The following is a 23,918-nucleotide window of genomic DNA, read 5'->3' on the forward strand; positions in this document are numbered from 1 at the left end:
TGGACTTTTACAGGTTTTCCGGATTGACCGCAAGGCTATTAAATAGTTTTGCTTTTGCGGTATAGAACTTATTCTGCACTTCGATTAATTTCAATTCGGAATCGATCAGTTTGCTTTCCCTTGAATTGATCAAGAAAAGTGAGCTTTCACCAAAACTGAATTTTCGTTCCTCTGCACTTAAAAGGGTGCCGTAATTCATGACGATTTCGTCGATTAAAACATTCTGGGTCTCAAACGATTCCAGTTCACGATACAGGGCAACGATTTTGTTTTTCAATTCTATTTCCGCATTGTCCAGGTCGAACTGTGCGTCTCTCAACTTGAACTTCGCCAACTTCAGATCGCCACGCTCCTTGCGCAAGAACAAGGGCAATCTAAACGTTAGCCCACCTTTATATTCTTGTGTCTCGAATGAGTTGATGAACTCGGGTGTCTCCGTCAAAAAATTATACTCCAAGTCTATTTTTGGAAGTAATTTATTGGCCTTCAAGTTTTTTTCAACTCGCAATCCATCAATTTTATATCCTAACGACAAGAGCTTGGGATGATTTTCAAGCGTAAAGCTATCCAAAGGTCTTCCCGAAATCTCCAAGGTCGTATCGATTTCCCCATCGATATCGGTATCGGGAATCACATTTGGTTGTAGCTCAACAGGGATATTATCGTTCATCCATAGAAAATTGGACAGCTCAAGGGAGCGTTTCATCAATTTTACCTTGGCCTGTTCTAAACTCAGCGCCCTGGTTTGCATGGCAATTTTGGCCTCCACGGTATCAATAGCGGCAATATCGCCTGATTCGGCCCTTCTCTTGATTCCCTCGAACCGAATGTCGGCATTCCTTAGAAAGTTCTGATAGATGGAGGCCTCATTATAAGCGCGTAGCCAGTCGAAATAGGCCAAAGCCGCATCATACAAAATCTGGTTCACCAACAGGTCGCGGTCGGCCTTGCTTTGCTCTCTGAAATATTTGGCCTGCTTTAGGGTAGCCATACGATCATTGATCCATAAGCCTTGCCCTAATGACACAGAAACCCCAGCACTATATAATCCATCCGAGGGAACGGAGTCCGCTGGATTTAAAAAATCTCCATCGTTCTGTTCAAAAGTTCCTTTCAGTTCAACACCATACCATGTCGGTATCTTAAAGGCGGCGTTAAGCCGGTCATAGTATTCACTACCCTTAAATTCCTTTCGGTCGTAATCGACCTCGATTTTCGGGTCAAAACCGCCACGGGCTTTCATCAGGTTGGCCTGGCCGATACTGAGGGTAAGCTCCGCCTGCTTTGCAATAGGGTGGTACTTTTTGACATACCCCAGATACTCGTTGAACTTGAGCACAAGGGAGTCTTGCACCTGAGCGGTCATCGCAAAAGTGAACAACATCAATATAAGGGTACTATACTTCCGCATACTATTTTTTTACTGGTTTTGCTTGTGCACCCTCTGGTTGGTAATAATTGGGTGGGAAACCATTCAACTGTCGCCATAGTTCGTACCAAATCGGCACGTCTTCCAATAACGCTATGGTTTCCGCACCTGAACCTACTCGCAGGTCCTTGGGCCATTCGTGATCATCAGGATCCGGAGCAAGCAACACGCGGTACTTGCCGTTGTCACTAATGAATGTTTCTATGGCTACTACCTCTCCTCCATAGGTGCCATATGACACGTTGGGCCATCCGCTGAAGACGATTACCGGCCATCCGTCAAACTGAATACGCACCTTTTCACCCAAATGAATCAACGGAAGATCAAGAGGCTCGACAAATGTCTCTACAGCCATATCGATATCGGCTGGCATAATACCCAATAGCGCCTCACCCTCTTTAAAGGTTTGCCCAATGCCCCCTTGTAGCGCCTTATTGATAAAACCGTTTTGGGGAGCACGTATGTAGTACATGTCATTCCGCATGGAATAGTTGGTAAATTCATTCTCCAATTTGGTAACTTGGGCCTCCGAATCAAACTGGCTGGACTGTGCCGTGAACATATCGCTTTCGGCCTTGGAGATTTTATTGGTATACTCATTCCGCACCCGATTGATTTCAACTTGGGCATTGATCACCTCGTTTTTGGCCGCGAGCAACTTGTTTTCCTGTGAGATCAACTTGGCTTGCGTTTCTTGAAGTTTCAGACGTTTTTCTTCCAGATCGGTAACCGCTTTTAAACCCTCTGACTCCAACTGAACCACACGATCGTATTGCCGCTCTGCAATACGGATGTTGGTTTTTGCGGCTTCCAAGTCAATACTATCGCTTTGCACCTTGAGCCTTGACTGCAATAACTTATTCTGAGCCTGCTCAAGCTTTAATCTACGTTCGTTGGACAAGGCGGCCATCTGGTTCTGCAATGCATTCACCTTTCCTTCATACGAATTTACAGAGGCCGTTTTAGCCTTGATCTGCTGTCCCGTACGCTCCACAAGATCAGGGTCGAAATACTCGTTCTTGACTTCTGAAATGAATAATATGGTATCTCCCTTTTTTACGTAATCTCCTTCTTGCACATACCATTTTTCAATGCGCCCAGGAATAGGCGATTGTAAGGTCTGCGGTCTTTGGTCCGGTTTCAAAGTGGTCAAAAACCCATTACCATTGATATTTTGGGTCCAGGGTAAAAAGAGGATCAAAAAACCGACGATAGCAAAAACCAATAAAAAGCGATTGAAGTGTTTGTAATCACGCTCATGAAAGACCCTTTGGGCCGACTTGAATCGGTTCAAACTCACTTTTTTGTTCAATTGATTATGTGAAATATTCAGCATAGTTATTTCTCGTTAATGATTCTACCATTTTCCATGGTGACGATTCGACTACATTTGTCAGCCCATCTCAGGTTAGCGCTCACTACCAATAAGGCCCAATCGTTGACTGGGTCACTTAGAAAACTCATGATCTCATTGGCCTCATCTTCCCTAAATTGATCTAAGGGATCCTTCAATATCAGAAGCTTAGGCTTTCTCACGATACTTCTTGCCAATACGATTTTCTTTGCCACCGTTGATGGAATTTGCTTTCCTTCAGGATATAGTATGGTTTGAAGTCCTTGTGGTTGTTCTTTCACAAACTGGGTGAGACCTACATTATCCAATGCCCAGTAAATGTCTTCTTGAGAAATGGACGCATCACCAAAAGTGATATTGTTCAGGATGGTGCCTTCAAACGGTGATTCTTCCGGCAACGATTGCCCGATGTATGATCGATAGTAGTTCAAGTTCATTCCTTTTAAGGAAACATCGTTGATGTAAATACCCCCGGCATCAGGCTCTAAAATACCCGCAATGATCCGGAGCAAGGTCGATTTACCAGATCCGCTGGCCCCGCTCAAGAGAATGGTACATGTCGGCGTAATAGTTAAGCTGACATCATCGATGATCTTCTTTTCCCTGTCCGGAACATTATAGGAGACTCCATCCAATTGAATCGTGAACCCTTCATTCTCAGCAAAAGGTTTCTCCCCTTCTTGCGGCTCTAAATCTTTATCGACAACCTGCCCCAACTTCTCCAAGGAGGTGAGTAGATCATAAAAGGTTTCCAGACCGGTAATCAACTTTTCGACCGAGCTGATGACCAGAAGAATAATGATCTCAGCGGCAACAAACTGACCGATATTCATCTCTTGGTTCAGCACCAAAAGCCCTCCTATTAAAAGTAGTCCTGCAGTGACCAACACCTTAAAGCCGATCATTTGAATGAACTGAAGGACCAAGACACGGAAATGGCTCTCACGTGCTTCCAGATACTCTGCTACCAGCTCGTCGTTCTTATCCAACGCATGAGAGGTCTTACCCGATAATTTGAAACTGACGATAGAACGGGCCACCTCTTGCAACCAATGTGCGACCTTATACTTATGTTTCGACTCGGAAAGACTTGTATCCAGCCCTTTCTGAGCCGTAAATTTAAAGACCACGTAAATCAACAACAAGAGCAATATGCCGTAAATAATAAAGAACGGATGATAAAATGAAAGTAGTAGGAGTCCAAAAATTATCTGTAGTAAAGCGGCTGGAAAGTCAATCAGTATTTTTGAAAGCCCTTTCTGCACGGTAAGGGTATCAAAGAACCTATTCGCCAATTCAGGGGGATAATAGTTGACCAACTGACTCATTTTTATCTTTGGGAACCGATAGGCGAACTCAAACGAAGAACGCGTAAAAATTTTCTGCTGTAGATTCTCAATGATGCGTATCTGCATCAATTGCAAAACACCCCCGAAAGCTACTCCGAGTGTTACCAAAACAACCAGAACGATCCATGAAGTACTGATTTGCGCACCTTGTATTAGATTAATGATCGCCTGTATGCCCAGTGGCAAGGACAAGGTCACTATACCCGCGAAAATCGCATAATAAAAAACTTGAAAAACATCCCTTTTGTCAAGGCGTAGCAATCCCATTAGCCGCTGCCAAGCGGTCAAAATATTTTTAGCCATGTTGTCTTATGATTTGAGTATGGTGAACACTAAATGAAGAAAATATTGGGTCGGGTCGTTATCTTCATGGCAATCGGTCAGCGAACTAAAATGATCTCGAAGAAAGTGCTGGTGCAACGACCCTTCTAATATGGTGCTTGCCAAACTACTTGGGTACTCATAATCGACAGCTACGTTCGTGATCATTTTACTGATCCTATTGACCAATCTTTTGTAAATACCGAAATACCCCTCCTTATTCTCTGCGTCAACCTCTTTAGTCAAATAGGACTTAGAGTATTCGTTGATTACTATCTTATTCAATAGCGGTTCATTAATGTGCGAAAAAGCCGAGTCTTCGACCGTGTTCTTCGTCACAATCTCGATTGCCTTCTCAAGCTTCAATTTCGCATCGGCAATACTGTTCGTAGAAAACACCAAGCGGTACTCGATCCAACCCCAGTACCAAGAGGTCAAGTACAGCAACAACTTGTGCTTATTTTCAAAATACCTATAAATGGAACTTTCATTAGAACCTATTTTAGTACCTAATTTTTTAAACGTAAAACTCTCAAAGCCCATCTCGCTAATCATCAAGATACTTTCTTGTACAATTCGTTTTCCCAAATCGGATGACTCTGGGTCTTTTACATAGATTTTCTCATTGATTCCGATTTTGACGGATTGTAGCAGCTCCTCCATAATAGTTTATTTATAATAACAACGCAAAAATAATAGTATTACTATCATATCATAATAGTTTAACTAATTTTTAACGGAAGTATTACTTCTCATAGAGTATATTAGTACTGTTAAATTTCTGCCGATATATAGAAACAATAGATTTAAATCTTTCACTATGGAACTAAGAAAAAGTATCGCAATGACCGTCTTATTACTAGTTTCTTACCTTGGGTATAGTCAAAGCCAATTTTTGTTGGTTTTTGATGACTATCAGGTAGTGGAAGACCCTAATACCTCACTTCAAAACCAAATGCGTTTTCCTATTATGAGTTCGGTAGTCGTAATGGGAGGGCTTAATGACCTTGATGGAATGGGCAATTATTTCAATGTTTTCGGAAGTAAACTCTTGGTTGATTCCAAAAAACCCATCCAAAATGGACAGCACGCCTTAATCTTAAGACGAGAGGATGGGCGTAACTTTTTCGACCTTTTCCCAACGATAAGTGCAAAACTGATCCCCACTTCACATCAAAAAACAACGGATTATTAGCAACTTAAAAACGAGTCATTATGAAAAAAACGGTTCTTATTATGACGTTCCTATTTTGTACAGTCGGTCTAACCGCACAAATAGACAATTATGACCTTAAGGAAGGTGATATCGTGGAATTGGGAGAAACCTCCGGTTCGCACTATCGGAATATTGAATTTCCCAGGAAGAATATTATCATAAAGCGGGGTGCAATTGCCGATTTTAAGAGTCTTGTTGGCAAGAAACTCAGAATTGAAAAATTAGAAACTAACAAAAATAATGAAGCCATTGCCACGTTAAAACGCACCGATGGTCTTAACTTTTTTAGGTTTTACCCTCAGGTGAAGGCCAATATATCCAAGGCTCTCACATCAGGTGAACTCAAATTGGTTGATGACAACAAACAAGGCGCCATAGCCCAAAAATAGAGTTAAGTGTTTATTTTGTTCTCAGAAGCATCAGCCTGATTCGTAAGTTCTCGCTAGTCAATACAGAATCATTTTTGGCTGATGCTTTTCTAAACCGATTCCATGATCCTGGCCCACATTATCTCCAAAAACAAAAAGCAGGCCCTCAAGATCATAGCGATTCTGTTAGAGAAAAAGTTGTTGCTCCATGCGGCCATATCAAAGAAGACCGTATATCAATACAACAAGGACCAATTAAGGGTGGAAAAACAAAAGCACACGTTGATTATCGGAAAAACAAAAGCCTTGCTCTTCAATACCATCAATAAAGAACTCAAAGACCACTTTTCGGAAAACATGCCCATGCTATATGCGGTACCTATTGTTTATATGGATGAAGAACTCGCTACAATCTTGAGAAAAAGTACAGCCAAGGTCTAGTCGGCACATTGCTTTTCGAGTCGTTGTCGTTCTCAGAAACCTGAAAGTTATAGACAACCGTGTTTCGTCTTTTCAAAATCTATCCTCAATCTTGATCAAAGCATTTCGATTGCCTAAAACCACTTTATTCATTGACTTCTCTAGGGGTTTCAGAAATTATTAATCATATAATTTATTTATGTAAATCATAATTAATATAAATAAAAATATATGTTTTTTCCGTTGTAACTTAGAGGTAGTCTCAGGGAAAAATCCCTTTAAATCCAAAGCGCTATGAAAAAGTTATCTCTTCTGTTCTTATTACCATTAATGGTCTTCGGACAACCTAAACAAGACCTTGAAATCAATTACGTTTCCTTGGAGTTCAGAATGGAAATCAACACGGCCTTTGTGTTCGAAGATGAACGCCATATGGAGAGGACCAGACATCAGGAGATCGACCTTTTGGTGAGTTTGAGAGTCCCTTTAGAGTATATCGATCCCTACTCTAGGCCAAAAATTCAACCTAAGGACAACATCCCGGTCCATTTGACTACTTTTTCTTTGTCCTCACCCGCTTTGTTAAACGGGGCGACCGAGGCACCTCAAGAACGACTTGATCGGTTGCTCGCCATGAACGACCCTGAATTTCCTAAAGAAAATACGTTGTTTAAAAATCTAAATGCGGTTCGCTATTCAAATTCAAGCCTTAACGGTATCGAGACTATGCAAGAATGGTTTGGGCCAAAAATCAACCTATAAGAAGATAGGTATCCTTCTCGAAAACTACTTGAGAATTAAAAATAGTCAATGATATAACCCGAAATCGATACAATCATCTAGAAATAACCTTATTATGTTCAGGTCAAAAAACAGGTTCAAGACTTTCATAAGTATATTGTACGCTCTTACCTTCTTGGTATTCATTTTATTGTATACAAGCGATACCGGTATTGGGTGGGCCTATTTGGTATTGTTCAGCTGTCTAGTAACTTCTGGTCTGCTTCAGAAGTATGTTTCCTACTGAAATGAGGGTAATTTAGCAATGCGGCCGTGAAACTGGTCAAAATCAATACGGTTCGAACCAATCGAAACTACTCTTGATAATTTCTTCTTTTTGATCTCTCAAATGCTCTAAAAAGGCGTTGGCAGCGGGTGAAAGCTTTTTCTCTTTAAGCCAAATCAGATGCCAAGTAGTGCTTATGGGCAACCCTTTGACCGGAATGATCTGCAAATCGTTGTTCAATAATTCGTTTTTGATTCCGATCAAGGGCATAATCGAAAACCCAAGACCGGCAATTACGGCCTGCTTGACCGCCTCGTTGGAGGTCAATTCGATTTTCTTGGGAGAAGGCAATTTATTGCTGCGTATGTAACCTTCCATGGCCATTCTAGTAGCCGACCCCTGCTCTCTATAAATAAGAGGGAGCTTTTCAAAAAAATTATGAAGTTTTCTACTGTTCCCAACTTTGTGCTTGGTACCCCCAACGAGATACAATTTATTCTCCATCAGTTCTACCTTATGCACTTTTAATTGCTTGGGCAACACCGAAACCATTGCAAAATCTACTTCGTTGGCTTCCAATGTTTGCACTACCTTGGCTTTATTGGTAACGTCCATGGCCAGTTCGACGCCTTCATTGTCTCGAATAAAATCAGCCAAAAAAAAGGGCATTACATACTTTGCGGTCGATACAATGGAAATTTTCAGTTTTCCAGTAAGGCTTCCGGCATACAAAAGCGACTTGTAGTTTATCGCATGCACTTCATTCAAAATGTTTTGTGCGGCACCCGCGATTTCCTTTCCAAAATCGGTAACATAAAGTTTTCTGCCTACCACCTCGGTCAATGGAATCGAAAACTGATCTTGAAAATTTCTCAGCTGTATTGATACCGCGGGTTGGGTCAAAAACAACTCTTCCGCAGCCTTTGTAATACTCTGTTTTTCAGATACCTTAAGAAAAACCTGTAGCTGATGTAACGTATAGTTCATAAAATTAATTAATGTTTTCAATAATAAATATAAATAAAATTTAATGAACAATTCGTCTAATCTTTGCAGTGCAATTAAGATTCAATGTTTCATTTAAAACAACAGTTATGAAAGCAGCAGTTCAAAACGTGGGGGCAGACACCACACAGAAGATTCAATTGGTAGACGGGGTATTTACCGTCTCAGAAGCTTCCGACGTCGTTCTATCCCTTCTTAATGAGAAAATCAATTTCCACAAACTACAGCGGTTGTCTCTTTGCGAAGGACATCAGCATGCGAACACCAAATTTCCTGATGAACGAATTACGGAGCTGGAACACGAAAAATCGGTAGCGAAAGAATTTTTCGCTCAGGCCCGTTCTAAAGGAAATACAATTAAAATAGACGGCATTCTAAAAATTTCAATCAATGAGTAAGATATATCAAGCCCTTGAAGCCCTGAGTCAGGGCTTCAAACCTAGAAAAGAAACGATGACACAGCGAAAATCCATTCTAACCTTGGCCCTCGGATTGTGCGGCATAGCCTCTCTACTTATGGTTTCCTATTTGAACAACAGTCTGTTCTTAGGGCAATTATTGGCAGTTTCGGCCATCATCACCTGTGTGCTCTTTGTAAAAACGGTAGGCGATAGCTAAACTGACTACTAAGAGACCAAACCATAATTGACCACACCGAATGGATCTAAGCCTTTTATTAGACAACCTGACCAACCCTGCTTTACTTTTTTTCTTTCTTGGTATCATCGCCGTTCAACTGAAGAGTGACCTCGAGATACCCCCGAATTCGGCCAAATTCATTTCGCTGTATCTTATGTTCTCCATTGGATTCAAAGGCGGGCTTGAGCTCTCTCATAGTGAATTGGACATGGAGATTTTGTGGTCACTGCTCTTTGGCGTATTTCTGGCGCTTTTCGTACCCATCTATACCTACTTTATACTCCGTAGAAAATTCAGTGTCGAAAACTCCGGGGCCATTGCGGCCGCCTACGGATCGGTAAGCGCGGTCACCTTTGTAACCGCCGTTTCGTTTCTCGAAATCGAACAAATCGATTTCGGTGGCCATATGGTTGCCGTCATGGCATTGATGGAAGCTCCTTCGATAATCATCGGGGTACTATTGATGGCTTACTTTCAGAAAGAAAAGAAAACCAAGGTGAACTTAGGGAACATTCTACACCATTCGTTGACCAACGGCAGTGTGCTGCTGATCATGGGAAGTTTGATTATAGGATTTTTAGCTAGTGATCAACAGGCTCGGGGCATTGAACCTTTCACTACCGATATTTTCAAAGGCTTCTTGGCGGTATTCCTTTTAGATATGGGCATTACCAGTGGCAAGAAATTAGGTGACTTCCTAAAAAAAGGTTGGTTCGCTTTTTTGTTTGCCATTATCATTCCGCTAATCAACGGATGCACCGTGGCCCTAGTAAGTTCTGTATTCACCAATAGCATAGGCAATCGCTTTTTGTTCGCAATCTTGGCGGCAAGTGCTTCGTACATTGCGGTACCGGCTGCGATGCGACTAGCAGCCCCCAAAGCAAACCCGAGCCTTTATTTGCCGATGGCCTTGGCTATAACGTTTCCTTTCAATATTACCTTGGGTATGCCCCTTTATTTATGTGTAATTCAGGTCTTTTAATGGATTAGCCATATCTTTAGTGTCCTAAAAATTAGGACTATGAGCAAACATCGATGTGGCTGGTGTGTGGGTGATGATCTTTATGAATCGTATCATGATAAGGAATGGGGCGTACCTGTAAAAGACGACGATACCCTGTTCGAATTTCTCATTCTTGAAACCTTTCAAGCTGGATTAAGTTGGATAACCGTTCTTAAGAAAAGGGATAATTTCCGAAAGGCCTTTGACCATTTCGACTATAAAAAAATAGCGAAATACGATGAGGAGAAAATCGGATCTTTGTTACAGAACGAGGGAATTATCAGAAATAAACTCAAGGTGCGCGCGACGATATCCAATGCTATGGCGTTTATGAAGGTCCAGGAGGAGTTCGGTAGCTTTAGCAATTATATTTGGGGGTTTGTAGATGGTATGCCCGTCAAAAACAAATTCAAAAACTACAAAGAGGCCCCGGCCAACACCGCTCTTTCCGATACTATAAGCAAAGACCTCAAAAAAAGAGGGTTCAAGTTTGTGGGCAGCACCGTAGTATACGCGCATATGCAAGCCACAGGAATGGTCAATGATCATGAAATCAATTGCTTTCGTTATGAAGAAGTTTAAGTTAATCGCTCTTTTATGGCTTTTAGGCAGCGGAGCCCTATTAGCTCAAAATAAGTACGAGCGTGAGTATCGCATTCGAAAATCGCAGTTTCCTGAAAAGGCATTGCACTATATCTCCGAAAAGCTGGAGGATGCCAAACGGATTCGATTTTATAAAGAAACCGATAGTGCCAAAACCAGCTATGAGGCAAAATTCAAAAAAGATCGACTTTGGTATAGTGTTGAGTTTAGCGAAAAAGGGGCTTTGGAGGACATAGAAATACTGATCAAACCCGTAGATATCCCCAATGAGTCCTTTTCCAGAATAGAGACCTATTTGACCCGCAGCTTTTTGAAATATCGTATCCGGAGGTTGCAACAGCAATATCCGATTACGAGCGAGGAGCCGGCCGAAACCACTGTTAAAAACGCTTTTCAAAATCTGATGTTACCCTCTATCAATTACGAATTGATCGTTTCGGGAAAGAAGGAAAAAGCATTTGAGCAGTTTGAGATCTTATTCGATGCCGATGGCAATTTCATCGCTATCCGAAAGTCGCTTCCTCCGAATTATGATCATGTGCTCTATTAGATCTACGCTCTGTATTTTGTGTTTTTGCTGTTGGAGTGGTATAGCGGCCCAACAGGATTTTACGACCTATTTTCAACCACAAATAGCGCTTAACTATAAGGTTAGTACTGGTTATTCGCATAATTTTTCAATTGGGCAACGAAATTATGTGTACGATGAGAGCGACCTTCAATTCAAGACCCGACAAATAGATTTAGTGCATTTCTCAAAACTCAAAATACAGGATAACCAAAGTTTGGCCCTAGGTATTCAATACCGTATCAGGGAGAACTTTGAACCAGGCAATGGCAATGAGCTTCGGCTCACCCAACAGTACAATATTACTTCAAAGCCCCGTGTTGCCAGACTAGGCCACCGGGTGCGCTCAGAACAGCGGATAACCAGCGCATTGACCATTCATAGATTCAGATATCGATTTGCAGTTGATTTTCCATTGAATGGCGAACAACTTGACATTGGCGAAGCCTATGTCGTTACCTCAACGGAAAGCCTTTTAAGTGTAGCCAATGGTCAAGGCCCTGAATTCGATCAAAGAATCACAGGCAATATCGGCTGGTTGCTAAGGGAAAAGACCAAGATGCAGTTCGGTCTTGAATATCGGGCAGAAAACTATGGTCAACGCACCCAGAAGATTCTATTTCTGAATGCTAATTTAGTGCTCAGTTTATAATCTCAAAAGAAATGAACGCGTATTTGGAAACATTACGATTGGAGTTTGAGGCGAATGCCGATACGAACATCGCCATGCAGCAAAAGGCCTATTTGAAAGGCCTCTTTTCTTGCTATGGCATGAAAACCCCATTACGAAGAAAAGTACAACAGCCTTTTCTGGAACAAGAGCACCTACCCCCAAAGGAAACTATGGAGCATTTGGTTCGGGTACTGTGGAACCTACCTGAACGCGAATACCACTATTTTGCCCAAGAACTGGCACTCAAATACAAGAAATACCTCGCTTTAGAGGACATTTCACTCTTCGAATTCATGATTACCCATAATTCTTGGTGGGACACAGTAGATTTCATCGCCACTAAATTAATCAAGGCCTATTTCCATAAATTCCCAGAACAACGAAATGTTTATATCAAGAAGTGGCTTTCTTCCGGTAATATTTGGTTACAGCGTAGCTGCCTGCTTTTTCAGTTACTTGAAAAAGAGAAAACGGATGTACCGTTGTTAAAACGGATCATTACTTCACTTCTGGGTTCCAAAGAGTTCTTTATCAACAAAGCGATTGGTTGGGCACTCCGAGACTATAGTAGAACCGACCCTGATTGGGTGAGCCATTTTGTAGAAACCCACGGTTTACATCCCTTGAGTAGACGTGAGGCACTTAAATTGATCACATAGAGTTATGACAACAATTTGATGAACTCGTTTCTCGGAATCTCTTCGGCACCCAGACTTTCTAGATGTTTGGTATGCAATTGACAATCGATGACGCGGTAGTTTTTGCTTTCCAATTCTTGGGCCAAGTGAATAAATGCGAATTTTGATGCGTTACTTACCGCACTGAACATACTCTCTCCACAAAACACATGACCTAGGTCTACCCCGTAGAGACCACCGACCAAAACACCTTTTTGCCAGACTTCATATGATTTTGCCAAGCCCGTTTCGTGTAGTTCCAGATAGGCTTTTTTCATGTCTTCGGTAATCCAGGTGCCTTGTTGACCAAGTCGTTTTACGGTCGCACACTGCAGCAACACTTCTTCAAAACAAGTGTTCTTCGTCAGTGTGAATTGACCGCTTGCGAGCACCTTTTTCATACTTTTCGAAATTCTGATCTTGTTCGGAAAAAGTACCATTCTAGGGTCTGGGCTCCACCATAAGATCAAAGAATCTTCATTAAACCAAGGAAAAATCCCATTCTGGTAGGCCAACAACAATCTCTCGGGTGACAAATCACCGCCCACAGCCAGTAGACCTTCGGAATTCGCGGTTTCAATAGGTGGAAATTCAAGGCGCTCACTTAGAAAGAAGAGCGGGTTATATTCTCTGTCTTTTTTCAAAGCTGATTTTTACCTCAAAGTTACGCTTTCGTCTATAAAAAGACTAATCCTAATAGGTAGATGAGACCTCCTGCGAACATAAAAATAAGGGTGTAGGGCAAAATCTGTTTTGCCTTTAATTTGGTAATACCCAATAACGGAAGCGCCCAAAAGGGTTGCAACATATTGGTAATCTGATCCCCATATGCCAAAGCCATGACCGCCTTTGGCAAGGGCACATTCAAACGTAAGGCCGACTCCAGAACAAGTGGGCCTTGAACAGCCCATTGCCCCCCACCGCTAGGCACAAAAACATTGACCAGACCTGCGCTGAAAAAAGTGAAGATCGGCATGGTAGTGGTGGTAGAAACGGAAACAAAAAAGTCGGAAATGCCATTGACCATGCCACTACCGGCCATGATACCCATAATGCCGAAATACATGGGGAATTGAATCAAGATGCCTGAAGTGTCGCCAATAGCATTCTCAACGGCACTCAAGAAACTCTTGATACTTCCGTGCATCAATATGGCCATACCGAACATGAAGAAATTCAACATATTGGGAGTAATGTTCATTGTTCGTAACATGCCCGAGTACTGTATGGCAAAAGCTATAAGAATCAATGCCCCGAAACCAAACGCAAAGAACTTGGAGTGATCAAGTCGATCCGCCCCTCCACTTGCCTTTTTTTCTTCGGATTCAAAGCGATAGGTATTCAACCCGAATGAAGTTGCGGGTGCAGTTTTGCCCAATCGGTACGCCAGGAAAGAAATGACGAGCAATACCGCACTAAAAATAATCAGGTTCGACCCACTAAAAACCGTTGATGAACTTGCTATCGCTCGTGGCAGGCCTTGCAAATCTTCAGTGCCCAACACGTTTTTCATCAGACCCTGCAAGTGCCCAGACTCGGCTACTTTTAACGGTGCGGAACCACTGATACCCCCGTGCCATACCATTAACCCGGCATATCCGGCAGCCCCGATGAGCGGGTAATTTATTGGAATATTATGCTCTTGGGCATACTCCCCCACTTTACGGGCCAAAATCGCTCCAAAGATCAACCCTAAACCCCAATTAAAAAATGCGACCAACATGGTCGAAAGTGCCACCAATAATGCAGCGTTTGCACCGTTCTTGACCAGTTTTACCAAACGCAATATGAGTCTTGAAACCGGTGTACTGAGTACCAACACATGACCCAAAACCAAGACCAACATCATTTGGTAACCAAAGACCAACAAATCATTGTTCCAGATGCCACTTTCCCAATAGGTGAGTATTTCTAGAAAATGATTTTTGTCCGAACTACTTTCGGTAAACACCAAGGCCAATACCATGGTCAACAAGGTCAATAAAACGGCAATCGTAAATGGCGTTGGCAAATAGCGCTTAAAGAGGTCGGTAATCAACGAAGTGAGCTTCATATGGACAAGGTAATCGAAAGAAAACAAATAAAAAACCCTACTTGACGTTCCGCTGGAAGTCAAGTAGGGTTCTGAAAAAACTTTCGCCCTATCACATAGGCCTTTTTGGATTACACCTCCTAAAACGGCAGGTCATCATGCTCTTCCTCGTTCAACTCATCTGCAGGTGCAAAAGCTTCTGCAGGTGGCACTGGAGGCATTCCGCCACTTTCAGCCTGTGCCGGTTGTAGGCTTTCGACACGCCATCCTTGAATGGAGTTGAAGTATTTTACTTCTCCCTGCGGATTTGTCCATTCGCGGCCTCTTAGATTGATGCTCACTTTAACATCTTGACCCACAGAATAGTTATTGAGCAGGTCGGACTTATCTTGTACGAACTCTATCATTATATGTTGTGGATATTGCTCTTCAGTGGTAACCACCAATTCCCTTTTTCTAAAACCGTTACTCCCGAACGTTTGGGTTTCCCCGATCAGCTTGATCTTTCCTTGTACTTCCATGACTATGAATTATATGTTAACTAAAATTAAATTGAACCCATTCGTACGAATTCGATGGATAAAAGTAGCAGTAATCATAAGACCTACCTAACAAAAAACAAACAAGTTATGAGCGGTAATAAACAGCCTAGGGTTGAAACTCAATTTTTAGGATATCCAACTAAGTAGGTCCCCGCATTTTTACCGTTTCCTTTTTTGGCAAAGCCTTTCTCCCAATAAAAATCAGGGGTTTCCAAACCCTGTAACAATTCATCCAAATCATCAAAAGAATAGATACGGGGCATCGAAGCCTGACCATCCCAAGCATAACAAATCGGAATTATAGGAATCAGGTAGGTAAACACCAACTGACGCCAAGTCAAGGGTTTCACAAAAGGCGTCATAAAGAGGGTCATTAGCATCAAGATAACAAGTCCGAAAGGAAGAAACAAGGCCCAAATAATCGTTGGCAGCTTGTTCTCCGCCATTTCATAAATCAATATGGGTTGTTTACTTTGTACCGCGGATTCCAGTATTTTTCGGGCCGCTTCTGGGGGCATATGGTGAAAACTGTTCACCATGGTCTTTAGTCCCATAGGTGCGGAGTGAAGCTCGGTGGCGTTCACCGGCGTTTCCAAGTACGAAATTTTGTCTTCGGAATTTTCGTTAAATCTCTTGGCTACCTCCATATTCGGATACAAGTCCGTCATCACCAGTTCAACCTGCTGTAACCCATCGATCTTATGCAAGGCTTTTAACACCTCTGGCATCGCACCTCCGGAACCCGAACCGAGATCAACGATTTTTGAGAGCCCTTTTTCCTGTAGCACCCTCGCAATCAAATAGGCCAACACTTCACTTAGGCCCATCATACGGTGCAGCACCATAATCAGATTGGTCATGCAGGTGCGTAACCAAGAGGGAAACCATTTATAATCTTCGAACTCAAACAACTGTATGCGCTTCATCTTCATTTATTTATGGAGAATCGATTATGGGCCAACAAACCGTTACCATGAAATTCTCCTCGTGCCATAACTATACTTTCGCCAGTAAAACTTTCCAGGCCGAAAGCACCTCTTTTTCTTTCAAAAGCGCTTTCGCCTTCAACTCGATTTCCTCGCGCTTCCCACTACCTATTAGTATCCGGATCTCCGTTCGTGCCTCTACAAATTCCGATACCTCTTTAGCGGACGGTATCTGCTCAACATTACCCAACATGCCCAGGTCGTTTCCGGAAAGCACCTCACTATTACGAATATGCAACGGAATACGATCTACTCCGATACCCAAACCAGAAAGGGGCTTGGGCACTTCGAACATCCCTAGATTTGCACGAGAGTACCAATTACCACCCATACGGGCGACCAGGTCGATCTTATGTTGATCAATACTACCCTCCTCACTTAAAATCGCTTCGTTGATGTGTAATTTGACCACCTCCGAAAAAATCAGATTTCCCGCCCCTCCATCTTTTCCCAAGGCCTCCACCTTGGTCACCTTACATTCAAACTGTACAGGCGATTCGGCTACGCGAAAGGGCCTTACGATTTCCGATGGTAAGGCAGTCAGGCCCGATTTCTCAAATTCATTTACTCCAGCGCCATACTCTGTACTGGACAAAGACATCTGCTGTACCATGTCATAACTCACCATATTGATGACGACTTCATTAGTGGCCAGCACATTTTCCAAGGTATGTTTAATGGTGTTATTTCGAACCCGTCTGGCCGGCGAAAAAATCAATACAGGCGGATTGGCACTAAAAACATTGAAGAAACTGTATGGAGAAAGGTTAGGGTTCCCTTTTTCATCGACCGTACTAGCAAATGCAATGGGTCGCGGACCAATGGCACCTAACAGATAACCGTGTAATTTTGGTGTGGGCACCTCTTTTGGATCAATTGAAATCATGGTGTTCATTGTACGTATAAAGGTATGAATTTTACCCCTATTCGATAGTAGGCCGGAAGGGCTTTTCATATGAATTCGTACAATTTGCGTTATCTTTGACGTTAGAGCATCTCCTCATGAAATTCAATCCTAAGAACAAAACTTCAAACGCGGTTTTATTATTCTCGGCGTTTGTAATCGTCAGCTTGATCTTATGGAACACCAATAGCTTTTTTAAAAAATTCAAAGAAGAAGAGCGTCAGAAAATGGAAATTTGGGCCACGGCCCATTCAGAATTGTTGCAAGCTTCATTAGATGATGATCCCGGAGACCTCCCGCTTAAGGTCTTTCAGAACAACAAAAGCACGCCGATGATTCTGGTCAATAAGGATGGGTCGGTCAAGACCAACAATATTCCCAAAGAAAAAGCCGCCGATTCCAATTACATCAAAGACCGAATCGTTACGTTCAAAAGTGAAAATACCCCCATAGAAATTGACCAACAGGGCGAGCATTTGGCCACGTTGTATTACGGCAATTCTGAGGTACTCAACAAACTGAAATACTACCCTATAGCCTTATTGTTGATCATTTTTCTTTTCGGAGCCGTCATTTTCTTCTTTTTCAAGACCAATAAGGCCTCTGAACAGAATAAGCTGTGGGCCGGCATGGCCAAGGAAACCGCTCATCAAATCGGCACTCCCTTATCGTCGCTTTTAGGTTGGAACGAATTATTGAAGGCAGAGAAAATCAACCCCGAGATTACCCGTGAAATAGAAAAAGATATTTCTCGATTGGAAATGATCACCGAACGTTTTTCTAAAATCGGTTCATTGCCGAAACTCGATGAGCATGATATCGTCAAAGAAACGAAGGACGCTTTTGAGTATTTAAAATTAAGAAGTTCAAAGCTGATCCATTTTACCTTTGATTCAAAAGTAGAGCGGCAAGCGGTGATGCTCAATCATTCACTGTATAATTGGACGATAGAAAATCTGGTAAAGAACGGCATCGATGCCATGAAAGGAAGGGGTAGTATCGGCATTGAAATCCTACGCGAAGGCAGTTATGTGAATATTTTGGTCTCGGACACGGGCCATGGGATCCCTAAAAGCGACTACAAGACCATTTTTAACCCCGGAGTGACCTCTAAGAAAAGGGGATGGGGTCTTGGTCTTTCTTTGGTAAAACGGATCGTGGAAGAGTACCACAGCGGAAAAATAAAGGTCCTTTCTTCTAGTAAGGAAGGAACCATCATGCAAATATCCCTTAAAGCAAATACATGACCATGGCAATCGAAAAACTAGTACTGATCAAAGAGGCGGAACTGACCAATAACTGTCCGGAATGTTTCAACCAAGATCTGAAACTTACCTTTTACCAGAAACATCGTTTTGCAAAACTCTACCATCGCATAACCAATGAAGTGACCCATCAGATTATCTGCAATAAATGCGGTTCGGATATTTACCCCGCCAAATGGACCGATGACATCGAGCGTATTTTTGAATACTATCAAAAAATGATGCAACCCGAGAAGTCTTCCTTGAAACTAAAGCCCTTGTTCTATCTCTTAGTGCTGTTTTTTATCGCTATTATAGGCATTGGGGGCTACCTCTTCTCGACAGGCCTTATTCAATTTTAGATTTAATCCGCTCGGCTACGCCCCTAAATTCCTCTTCGGTCAGACTGACTTTATGTTGAAAGGTCGCATCTCTCATTCCTCCCAATGGGATTAGATGCACATGTACGTGGGGCACCTCAAGACCGATAACGGTCATACCTACTCTTTGGCAGTCCATTGCCGCTTCAATAGCCTTTCCGATTGTTCTTGAAAACGCCATAAGCCCCATATAGGTAGCTTCGTCTAAATCCATAATCTTGTCCACTTCCTTTTTGGGAATGCACAGCGTATGTCCTTTCGCATTCGGATTGATATCCAAAAAGGCGAAGAAATCTTCATCTTCAGCTATTTTGTAACAGGGTATTTCACCCTTGATGATTTTGGTAAAGATAGTTGGCATAATCAGGTTTCGTGTTTGACACCTCTACTCAGTTCAAAGCACTATAAGTCAAGTGTTGAACTAAAAAATCCTATCAGTGTTCTTGATAGGACTAAATATAAAGATTAAAAACGTTTTTACTCTCGGGTGATCTCCAAAATATCGAATTTCAGGGTTCCGTTAGGCACGGTTATCTCTGCTGTATCACCTACTTCCTTACCCAACAACCCTTTTCCGATTGGAGAATTAACGGATATTTTACCTGTCTTAATATCGGCTTCACTCTCCGCGACCAAGGTATACTTCATCTCCATACCGTTATTTTGGTTTTTCAATTTAACGGTAGACAAGACCAATACCTTCGAGGTGTCTAACTGAGATTCATCAATAAGACGCGCATTGGCCAAGGTTTCTTCCATTTTAGAAATGCGCATCTCCAATAATCCTTGTGCTTCTTTTGCGGCATCGTATTCAGCGTTCTCCGAAAGATCGCCTTTGTCTCGAGCCTCGGCAATAGCTTGTGATGCCTTGGGCCGCTCAATATCACGAAGGTGATTCAACTCTTCTTTTAATTTTTTTAGTCCTTCTGCGGTATAATAAGATACGTTACTCATGATATCCTCGTTTAATAAATAAGAAAATCCTCTGCACATGCCGCAACGCCACGGCTTTTTAAGAGAGGATTGGGGCAAAGATACATTTTTTTTGCTCAATTTTGTCGAAGCGCTCGTTTTTGAAATGCCATAATTGCGCTCTGACAGCCTGTTTTTCCGTTATATTTTCGTTAAAACAGACGATAGGGATGCAGCGGTCATTTTGCGAAACGATCTCTTGGTTTTTAAATGGACACTAGCTTATGAAAAGAACTTTTGGCTTTATTTTATTTGTTTTTTTGCTCTCTTGTGATAAACAACAGACAAACAGGAACCCTTTTCTTCAAGAAATCGGTTTTGCCTTTGATTTGAATTTGAACTTACCGTTGTACAGTCCGTTGACCAATATTGGTAGTTCCGTCTACGTCGGAAACCAGCAGGTAGGTACCAAGGGTGTCTTTGTTACCAATACCGGTTTTGATGTCTTCAGGGCCTTTGAAGCCAGCTGCCCGAATCATGCGCCAAATAGTTGCTCTACAATGACCATGAGTGGTCAAGTGGCCACTTGTTCGTGTGAGGACTACGAGTATAGCCTTTTTACCGGGCAAATGCTGAACCGCCCGGATGATGGGCGTCGGTATTACGACATGTTAGAGTACCGTGCTTCCTTTAGCGGGAATACGGTAATCGTTTCAAATTGACCCTTCGTTCACAACTACCCGAACAAACCTCCCCTTCGGTTGAAGCAGGATGTATTGGGTCACGAAAAAGCAATTACGCTATACCAACCCCTCAAATACCAAGCTATCGAAACCGAGCTTTTGTGGTTCTAAACCTGTGCGGCGCAACCAATTCAAATAGGCCCCGACCTTCTCTTTTTCAAGAACACCCCAATTGTCAACAGTACCGTAATAGGGAGCCGTGAACTCTTGGCTTTGAAGTAGGTCAATATCCCTGTCCTGCTCCGACACATAAGGTGTGATCACATCAACTGCCTCCTTAAGATTTCCTTGGGCAAACAGATAGCCTTTTTTCGTAGCCCTTAGAAAATTTGAATAGTCGATCGTGTTTTCCGCTACCGCCTTTCTACTGGTCATAACTACAGGGGAATAGCCATAGGGAATTCCGTAATCGGCCAGTCTAAATTCATTCAGCGATACGCCTCGGTTTTTTGCCTGAATACCTTCCCAATTCATGAATATCCATGTGGCATCATACTTCTTGGTCACGATGGTTTCCCAAATACCCAGTTTTTTTGGATAGACGATTTCAAATACCCCGTTTCCCCCATCATTCTTGATCATATGTCGAACGATTTCATCTTCATAACGTGCTTGATACGATGCATATATCGCCCCATCCAAATCACTCGGTCGTTTCAACTGACTGTCACCCAAAGTGACAATTGCACTTAAATCTTCCCTGAAAATAGCCGCAATAGCAACCGCATCAAAAACATCTTTCTTGGTACGATAACTAACAATACTCTCAAACGGACATAATGCGCAATCGGCCTCTCCCAGCTCAACCCTTTTTGCGGGGGTTAGGCTATACTCATCCACGTCGGGAGTCAACAATTCTACTTCAAGGCCTATTTCATGATAATACCCTTTCTCTCTTGCCACAAAAAATCCCGTGTGGTTTGTATTGGCTGTCCAATCAAGGGCCACCTTAAATAGTTTCATATGTTTAAAAATTTATTGTTGCACCCACTAGGAAATTGATTCCTGCTTGCGGGTAGTACCCTGCTCCCTCAACCGTCGTAATGGTACCCGGATTTGAAAAGTCATCATCGAAAGTGAAAAAATAACCATTGGTGACATTCAATTCATCAAAGATGTTATTGACCAAGCCCGAAAATGTGATGCTCTTGAAAAATGAGTCGACTTCCCAAGTATATTGGAAATTCAAATCCGTTTGCGAATAGGCGTCCAGCACAGAACCTTCGGAGTCGATATTCCCCATGTATTGCTTGCCTACATATTTTGTCAAAGCAGTAATTTGAACGTGTTCGACTGGACTATAGCTGAACGAATTACCCAAAACCAGATTCGGTGAAAAGGCGATATTCGTATCTCCAAGATTCTGTAGCACGCCGTCCCTTTCAAAAACAAAGTCCCTATTTTTATTTGTACTCAGAGCTACGTTCGGGCTCCAATTGAATGTATCGCCCAATGCTACGTTTGCATCGACTTCCAAACCCAATCGGTAACTATCCCCCACATTTTCGCGTAACGGTGCCCCAACATCATTGAGCTCTCCCGTAAGCACCAACTGGTTCTCATAGTTCATGAAATACATATTCGTGCTCACCTGTACCGTTGGTGTAACATAGCGCCATCCCAATTCCCAATCATTCAACCGTTCCGGTTCGGGATTTCCATTTTCATAATCGTTTCTGTTGGGCTCGCGATTGGCGACGGCAAAAGAGAGGTAAAAGTTATTATTTTGATTCATATCATAGGTTATCCCGGCCTTCGGGTTAAAGAAATCGAAGGTATCATCGACGAGGCCGGTTTCCACACCGTTGGCTTGATAGCCTACTGCCCGGTATTGCACGTCACCAAAAAGACTCCACTGGGCGTTCAAACTATAATTGGCCTTCGTATATAGGTTGAAATCGGTCTTCACGGAAGTATCATCATAATAACGCTCTCGAATATTGGTGCTGCCAAAGCGGGACCAAATCACCTCTCCAAAATGGTCGCCCTCATATTTGTTATAGCCTCCGCCAACAATAAGGTTGAGTTGATCTTTTCGATAATTGGCTGAAAAAACGGTCCCGTAAAAATCATTGTCAAGCCAACGGCGACGAATCACGTCCGTTGTGTTGACGGCTTCCCCATCAACTGTGATTGGTGCAAACCTATAGGTAGCGAAATCATCATCCTCGCGGTATTGTTCAAAGTACCCTCGACCTCTTGTATAATGTAAGGCGATATTAGTGCTCCAATTTTCATTCAATTGCTCGTTCCAGAGTAATTGGGCGTGATCTTGTTTGTAGTTATCCTCTTCTTTGTCATAGAATTGGGTATTGCCATTTTCATCGGTATATATTCCTGCAGGATTAAAAGTGCGATCACTTTCCAGTGTTGCATCATCGATGCCGAACCACGATTGATACGTGATTTCATGACCTCCAAAAAGCAACGCCTTTATCAAGGTGTTGTCATCTTTATACGCCCCTTGTAAGAAGTAAGACTCCAGTTCAGAAGAGGCCCGATCGATATAACCATCTGAAGTGATCCGAGATAGTCTACCTGAAATCTCTACATGCTCATTGAGCATTCCGGTACTGAATTTCAAATTATTGCGTAGGGTATTAAAGCTACCTATAGAAGAGGAAATTTGACCATAGGCTTCCTCCGAGAAACCATCGGTCAACAAATTCAAACTGGCACCAAAGGCGCCGGCACCGTTCGTGGAGGTCCCTACTCCTCGTTGTAGTTGCAAGCTTTCGGTCGATGAAGCGAAATCAGGCATATTCACCCAAAAAGTACCCTGTGATTCTGCATCATTATACGGAATTCCGTTAATCGTCACATTGACGCGGGTTGCATCACTCCCACGAACACGTATTCCCGTATAGCCCACCCCTGCGCCGGCATCTGACGTAGTGACTACCGATGGCAAAAAGTTCATCAGAATAGGAATGTCTTGACCTAGATTTCGAGGTTTTATCTCTTCTTTGGTCAAATTGGAATAGGTTACCGGTGTTTCATTGGTCACCCGGATAGCCGAGACGAAAACCTCATCTAAGACTTCAACCTTTTTGCCTTCTAAAGAATCGGAAGGCGTTTCTTGGGATTTCGCCCCTGCCACACCTAAAAAGGTGGCGAACAGGGCAAAAACCTTGGTCTTGACGCGATGGCTCTTGTGGTTCTTTACTAATCGCTTTGCACCGCTTAATTGTCGAGCGGCTTTCGGAATACTAATGGAATAGAGCAGTTTCATTCGTAAAAAGTTTTACGAATAAAAGGGGCTATTATTCTTATGTTAATAATGATTTTTGTTGCCTTCTGAAACTTTTTCAGCGCAACATTGTAGTACCTAACGGCTAAAATTGCCTCCCTTGGCAGCATTACCTGCCCAGGTTCATTGGGTATAATCTCAGCCTTTCTTTCTAACGTATTCCGTCATCTAAAAAAGCACCCCTTTGAGATGGTGTAAAGATACCACTAGATCTACTAATCCTCCCAAGAAAAACAACAAATAATTAACTTTCCTAAAAAGTCAAAACTTCTGGCATCTACGTATCTATATTAT

At 42.5% G+C, this 23,918-nt stretch carries 28 protein-coding genes; 14 read left to right on the forward strand and 14 right to left on the reverse strand.

The genetic code is table 11. The features are described from left to right. Nucleotides 1-7 precede the first annotated feature (7 nt). From ACKWCA_RS03135 to ACKWCA_RS03150, 4 genes are read right to left on the reverse strand one after another with little or no spacing between them, the layout of a single operon-like run. Nucleotides 8-1,411: a TolC family protein gene (locus ACKWCA_RS03135; protein WP_413976677.1), complete on the reverse strand. Its 1,404-nt coding sequence runs from the start codon at nt 1,409-1,411 to the stop codon at nt 8-10. Between the two features lies 1 nt (nt 1,412). Beyond that, on the reverse strand, nt 1,413-2,765 hold the full coding sequence (locus tag ACKWCA_RS03140) for an HlyD family secretion protein (protein ID WP_413976678.1): 1,353 nt from the start codon (nt 2,763-2,765) through the stop codon (nt 1,413-1,415). 2 nt (nt 2,766-2,767) lie between these two features. After that, nucleotides 2,768-4,435 carry a peptidase domain-containing ABC transporter gene (locus ACKWCA_RS03145; protein ID WP_413976679.1) on the reverse strand — a complete coding sequence of 556 codons (1,668 nt, stop codon included), beginning with the start codon at nt 4,433-4,435 and terminating at the stop codon, nt 2,768-2,770. 6 nt (nt 4,436-4,441) lie between these two features. Next, on the reverse strand, nt 4,442-5,116 hold the full coding sequence (locus ACKWCA_RS03150) for a TetR/AcrR family transcriptional regulator (protein WP_413976680.1): 675 nt from the start codon (nt 5,114-5,116) through the stop codon (nt 4,442-4,444). 157 nt (nt 5,117-5,273) lie between these two features. On the opposite strand from ACKWCA_RS03150, the gene ACKWCA_RS03155 reads away from it, so the two are divergent. From ACKWCA_RS03155 to ACKWCA_RS03170, 4 genes are all read left to right on the forward strand, one after another. Further along, the gene (locus ACKWCA_RS03155; RefSeq protein ID WP_413976681.1) at nt 5,274-5,648 is read left to right on the forward strand and encodes a hypothetical protein; all 375 of its coding nucleotides are present in this window, start codon (nt 5,274-5,276) and stop codon (nt 5,646-5,648) included. A gap of 20 nt (nt 5,649-5,668) precedes the next feature. Next, nucleotides 5,669-6,058, forward strand: coding sequence for a hypothetical protein (locus ACKWCA_RS03160; RefSeq protein WP_413976682.1), 390 nt, complete (start codon nt 5,669-5,671; stop codon nt 6,056-6,058). Between the two features lie 102 nt (nt 6,059-6,160). Beyond that, nucleotides 6,161-6,478: a divalent cation tolerance protein CutA gene (gene cutA, locus ACKWCA_RS03165; RefSeq protein ID WP_413976683.1), complete on the forward strand. Its 318-nt coding sequence runs from the start codon at nt 6,161-6,163 to the stop codon at nt 6,476-6,478. A gap of 273 nt (nt 6,479-6,751) precedes the next feature. Continuing rightward, a complete protein-coding gene (locus tag ACKWCA_RS03170; protein ID WP_413976684.1) occupies nt 6,752-7,219 on the forward strand; it encodes a hypothetical protein in 468 nt (155 codons plus the stop codon). Between the two features lie 307 nt (nt 7,220-7,526). On the opposite strand, the gene ACKWCA_RS03175 is transcribed toward ACKWCA_RS03170, so the two are convergent. Further along, complete coding sequence (locus ACKWCA_RS03175; protein ID WP_413976685.1) at nt 7,527-8,450, reverse strand: LysR family transcriptional regulator; 924 nt, start codon at nt 8,448-8,450, stop codon at nt 7,527-7,529. Nucleotides 8,451-8,557: 107 nt separating this feature from the next. Between ACKWCA_RS03175 and ACKWCA_RS03180 the strand changes: the two genes are divergently transcribed. Genes ACKWCA_RS03180 through ACKWCA_RS03210 form a run of 7 tightly spaced genes read left to right on the forward strand, consistent with a single transcriptional unit; the run spans nt 8,558 to nt 12,613 of the window. Then, the gene (locus ACKWCA_RS03180; protein WP_413976686.1) at nt 8,558-8,866 is read left to right on the forward strand and encodes a hypothetical protein; all 309 of its coding nucleotides are present in this window, start codon (nt 8,558-8,560) and stop codon (nt 8,864-8,866) included. Continuing rightward, nucleotides 8,859-9,086 carry a hypothetical protein gene (locus tag ACKWCA_RS03185; RefSeq protein WP_413976687.1) on the forward strand — a complete coding sequence of 76 codons (228 nt, stop codon included), beginning with the start codon at nt 8,859-8,861 and terminating at the stop codon, nt 9,084-9,086. The genes ACKWCA_RS03180 and ACKWCA_RS03185 overlap by 8 nt, the downstream gene beginning before the upstream one ends. 40 nt (nt 9,087-9,126) lie before the next feature. After that, complete coding sequence (locus tag ACKWCA_RS03190) at nt 9,127-10,089, forward strand: sodium-dependent bicarbonate transport family permease (RefSeq protein WP_413976688.1); 963 nt, start codon at nt 9,127-9,129, stop codon at nt 10,087-10,089. A 39-nt stretch (nt 10,090-10,128) separates the two neighbouring features. Then, nucleotides 10,129-10,692 carry a DNA-3-methyladenine glycosylase I gene (locus tag ACKWCA_RS03195; protein ID WP_413976689.1) on the forward strand — a complete coding sequence of 188 codons (564 nt, stop codon included), beginning with the start codon at nt 10,129-10,131 and terminating at the stop codon, nt 10,690-10,692. Further along, nucleotides 10,679-11,263 carry a hypothetical protein gene (locus ACKWCA_RS03200; RefSeq protein WP_413976690.1) on the forward strand — a complete coding sequence of 195 codons (585 nt, stop codon included), beginning with the start codon at nt 10,679-10,681 and terminating at the stop codon, nt 11,261-11,263. The genes ACKWCA_RS03195 and ACKWCA_RS03200 overlap by 14 nt, the downstream gene beginning before the upstream one ends. Beyond that, the gene (locus ACKWCA_RS03205; RefSeq protein ID WP_413976691.1) at nt 11,250-11,933 is read left to right on the forward strand and encodes a DUF2490 domain-containing protein; all 684 of its coding nucleotides are present in this window, start codon (nt 11,250-11,252) and stop codon (nt 11,931-11,933) included. The genes ACKWCA_RS03200 and ACKWCA_RS03205 overlap by 14 nt, the downstream gene beginning before the upstream one ends. An 11-nt stretch (nt 11,934-11,944) precedes the next feature. Then, nucleotides 11,945-12,613, forward strand: coding sequence for a DNA alkylation repair protein (locus tag ACKWCA_RS03210; protein ID WP_413976692.1), 669 nt, complete (start codon nt 11,945-11,947; stop codon nt 12,611-12,613). A 2-nt stretch (nt 12,614-12,615) separates the two neighbouring features. Here ACKWCA_RS03210 and aat read toward each other — a convergent pair whose 3' ends face one another. The 5 genes from aat to ACKWCA_RS03235 all read right to left on the reverse strand — a co-directional run bounded on the left by aat (nt 12,616) and on the right by ACKWCA_RS03235 (nt 17,077). After that, nucleotides 12,616-13,275 (reverse strand): leucyl/phenylalanyl-tRNA--protein transferase, encoded by a 660-nt coding sequence (gene aat, locus ACKWCA_RS03215; RefSeq protein WP_413976693.1) that lies wholly within the window; start codon nt 13,273-13,275, stop codon nt 12,616-12,618. Between the two features lie 32 nt (nt 13,276-13,307). Further along, a complete protein-coding gene (locus ACKWCA_RS03220; RefSeq protein ID WP_413976694.1) occupies nt 13,308-14,684 on the reverse strand; it encodes a short-chain fatty acid transporter in 1,377 nt (458 codons plus the stop codon). A 119-nt stretch (nt 14,685-14,803) separates the two neighbouring features. Then, nucleotides 14,804-15,184, reverse strand: coding sequence for a DUF3127 domain-containing protein (locus ACKWCA_RS03225; protein WP_413976695.1), 381 nt, complete (start codon nt 15,182-15,184; stop codon nt 14,804-14,806). 140 nt (nt 15,185-15,324) lie between these two features. Continuing rightward, nucleotides 15,325-16,131 (reverse strand): class I SAM-dependent methyltransferase, encoded by an 807-nt coding sequence (locus ACKWCA_RS03230; protein WP_413976696.1) that lies wholly within the window; start codon nt 16,129-16,131, stop codon nt 15,325-15,327. A gap of 70 nt (nt 16,132-16,201) precedes the next feature. Then, a complete protein-coding gene (locus ACKWCA_RS03235; protein WP_413977118.1) occupies nt 16,202-17,077 on the reverse strand; it encodes a flavin reductase family protein in 876 nt (291 codons plus the stop codon). A 116-nt stretch (nt 17,078-17,193) separates the two neighbouring features. Between ACKWCA_RS03235 and ACKWCA_RS03240 the strand changes: the two genes are divergently transcribed. After that, nucleotides 17,194-18,342 (forward strand): sensor histidine kinase, encoded by a 1,149-nt coding sequence (locus tag ACKWCA_RS03240; RefSeq protein ID WP_413976697.1) that lies wholly within the window; start codon nt 17,194-17,196, stop codon nt 18,340-18,342. A gap of 2 nt (nt 18,343-18,344) precedes the next feature. Further along, entirely contained in the window at nt 18,345-18,701 is a 357-nt protein-coding gene (locus ACKWCA_RS03245) for a hypothetical protein (RefSeq protein WP_413976698.1), read from the forward strand. On the opposite strand, the gene ACKWCA_RS03250 is transcribed toward ACKWCA_RS03245, so the two are convergent. Both ACKWCA_RS03250 and greA read right to left on the reverse strand, forming a co-directional pair. After that, nucleotides 18,688-19,080: an HIT family protein gene (locus tag ACKWCA_RS03250; RefSeq protein WP_413976699.1), complete on the reverse strand. Its 393-nt coding sequence runs from the start codon at nt 19,078-19,080 to the stop codon at nt 18,688-18,690. The genes ACKWCA_RS03245 and ACKWCA_RS03250 overlap by 14 nt on opposite strands. 116 nt (nt 19,081-19,196) lie before the next feature. Continuing rightward, on the reverse strand, nt 19,197-19,673 hold the full coding sequence (gene greA / locus ACKWCA_RS03255; RefSeq protein WP_413976700.1) for a transcription elongation factor GreA: 477 nt from the start codon (nt 19,671-19,673) through the stop codon (nt 19,197-19,199). A 242-nt stretch (nt 19,674-19,915) separates the two neighbouring features. Between greA and ACKWCA_RS03260 the strand changes: the two genes are divergently transcribed. Continuing rightward, complete coding sequence (locus tag ACKWCA_RS03260) at nt 19,916-20,353, forward strand: Rieske (2Fe-2S) protein (RefSeq protein WP_413976701.1); 438 nt, start codon at nt 19,916-19,918, stop codon at nt 20,351-20,353. 78 nt (nt 20,354-20,431) lie between these two features. On the opposite strand, the gene ACKWCA_RS03265 is transcribed toward ACKWCA_RS03260, so the two are convergent. Continuing rightward, complete coding sequence (locus ACKWCA_RS03265; RefSeq protein ID WP_413976702.1) at nt 20,432-21,337, reverse strand: ABC transporter substrate-binding protein; 906 nt, start codon at nt 21,335-21,337, stop codon at nt 20,432-20,434. Between the two features lie 4 nt (nt 21,338-21,341). Next, nucleotides 21,342-23,606 (reverse strand): TonB-dependent receptor, encoded by a 2,265-nt coding sequence (locus tag ACKWCA_RS03270; RefSeq protein WP_413976703.1) that lies wholly within the window; start codon nt 23,604-23,606, stop codon nt 21,342-21,344. Between the last annotated feature and the right edge of the window lie 312 nt (nt 23,607-23,918).

Origin of the sequence: Maribacter corallii (assembly GCF_047345415.1) — a bacterium.
Classification (GTDB): Bacteria; Bacteroidota; Bacteroidia; order Flavobacteriales; family Flavobacteriaceae; genus Maribacter_C.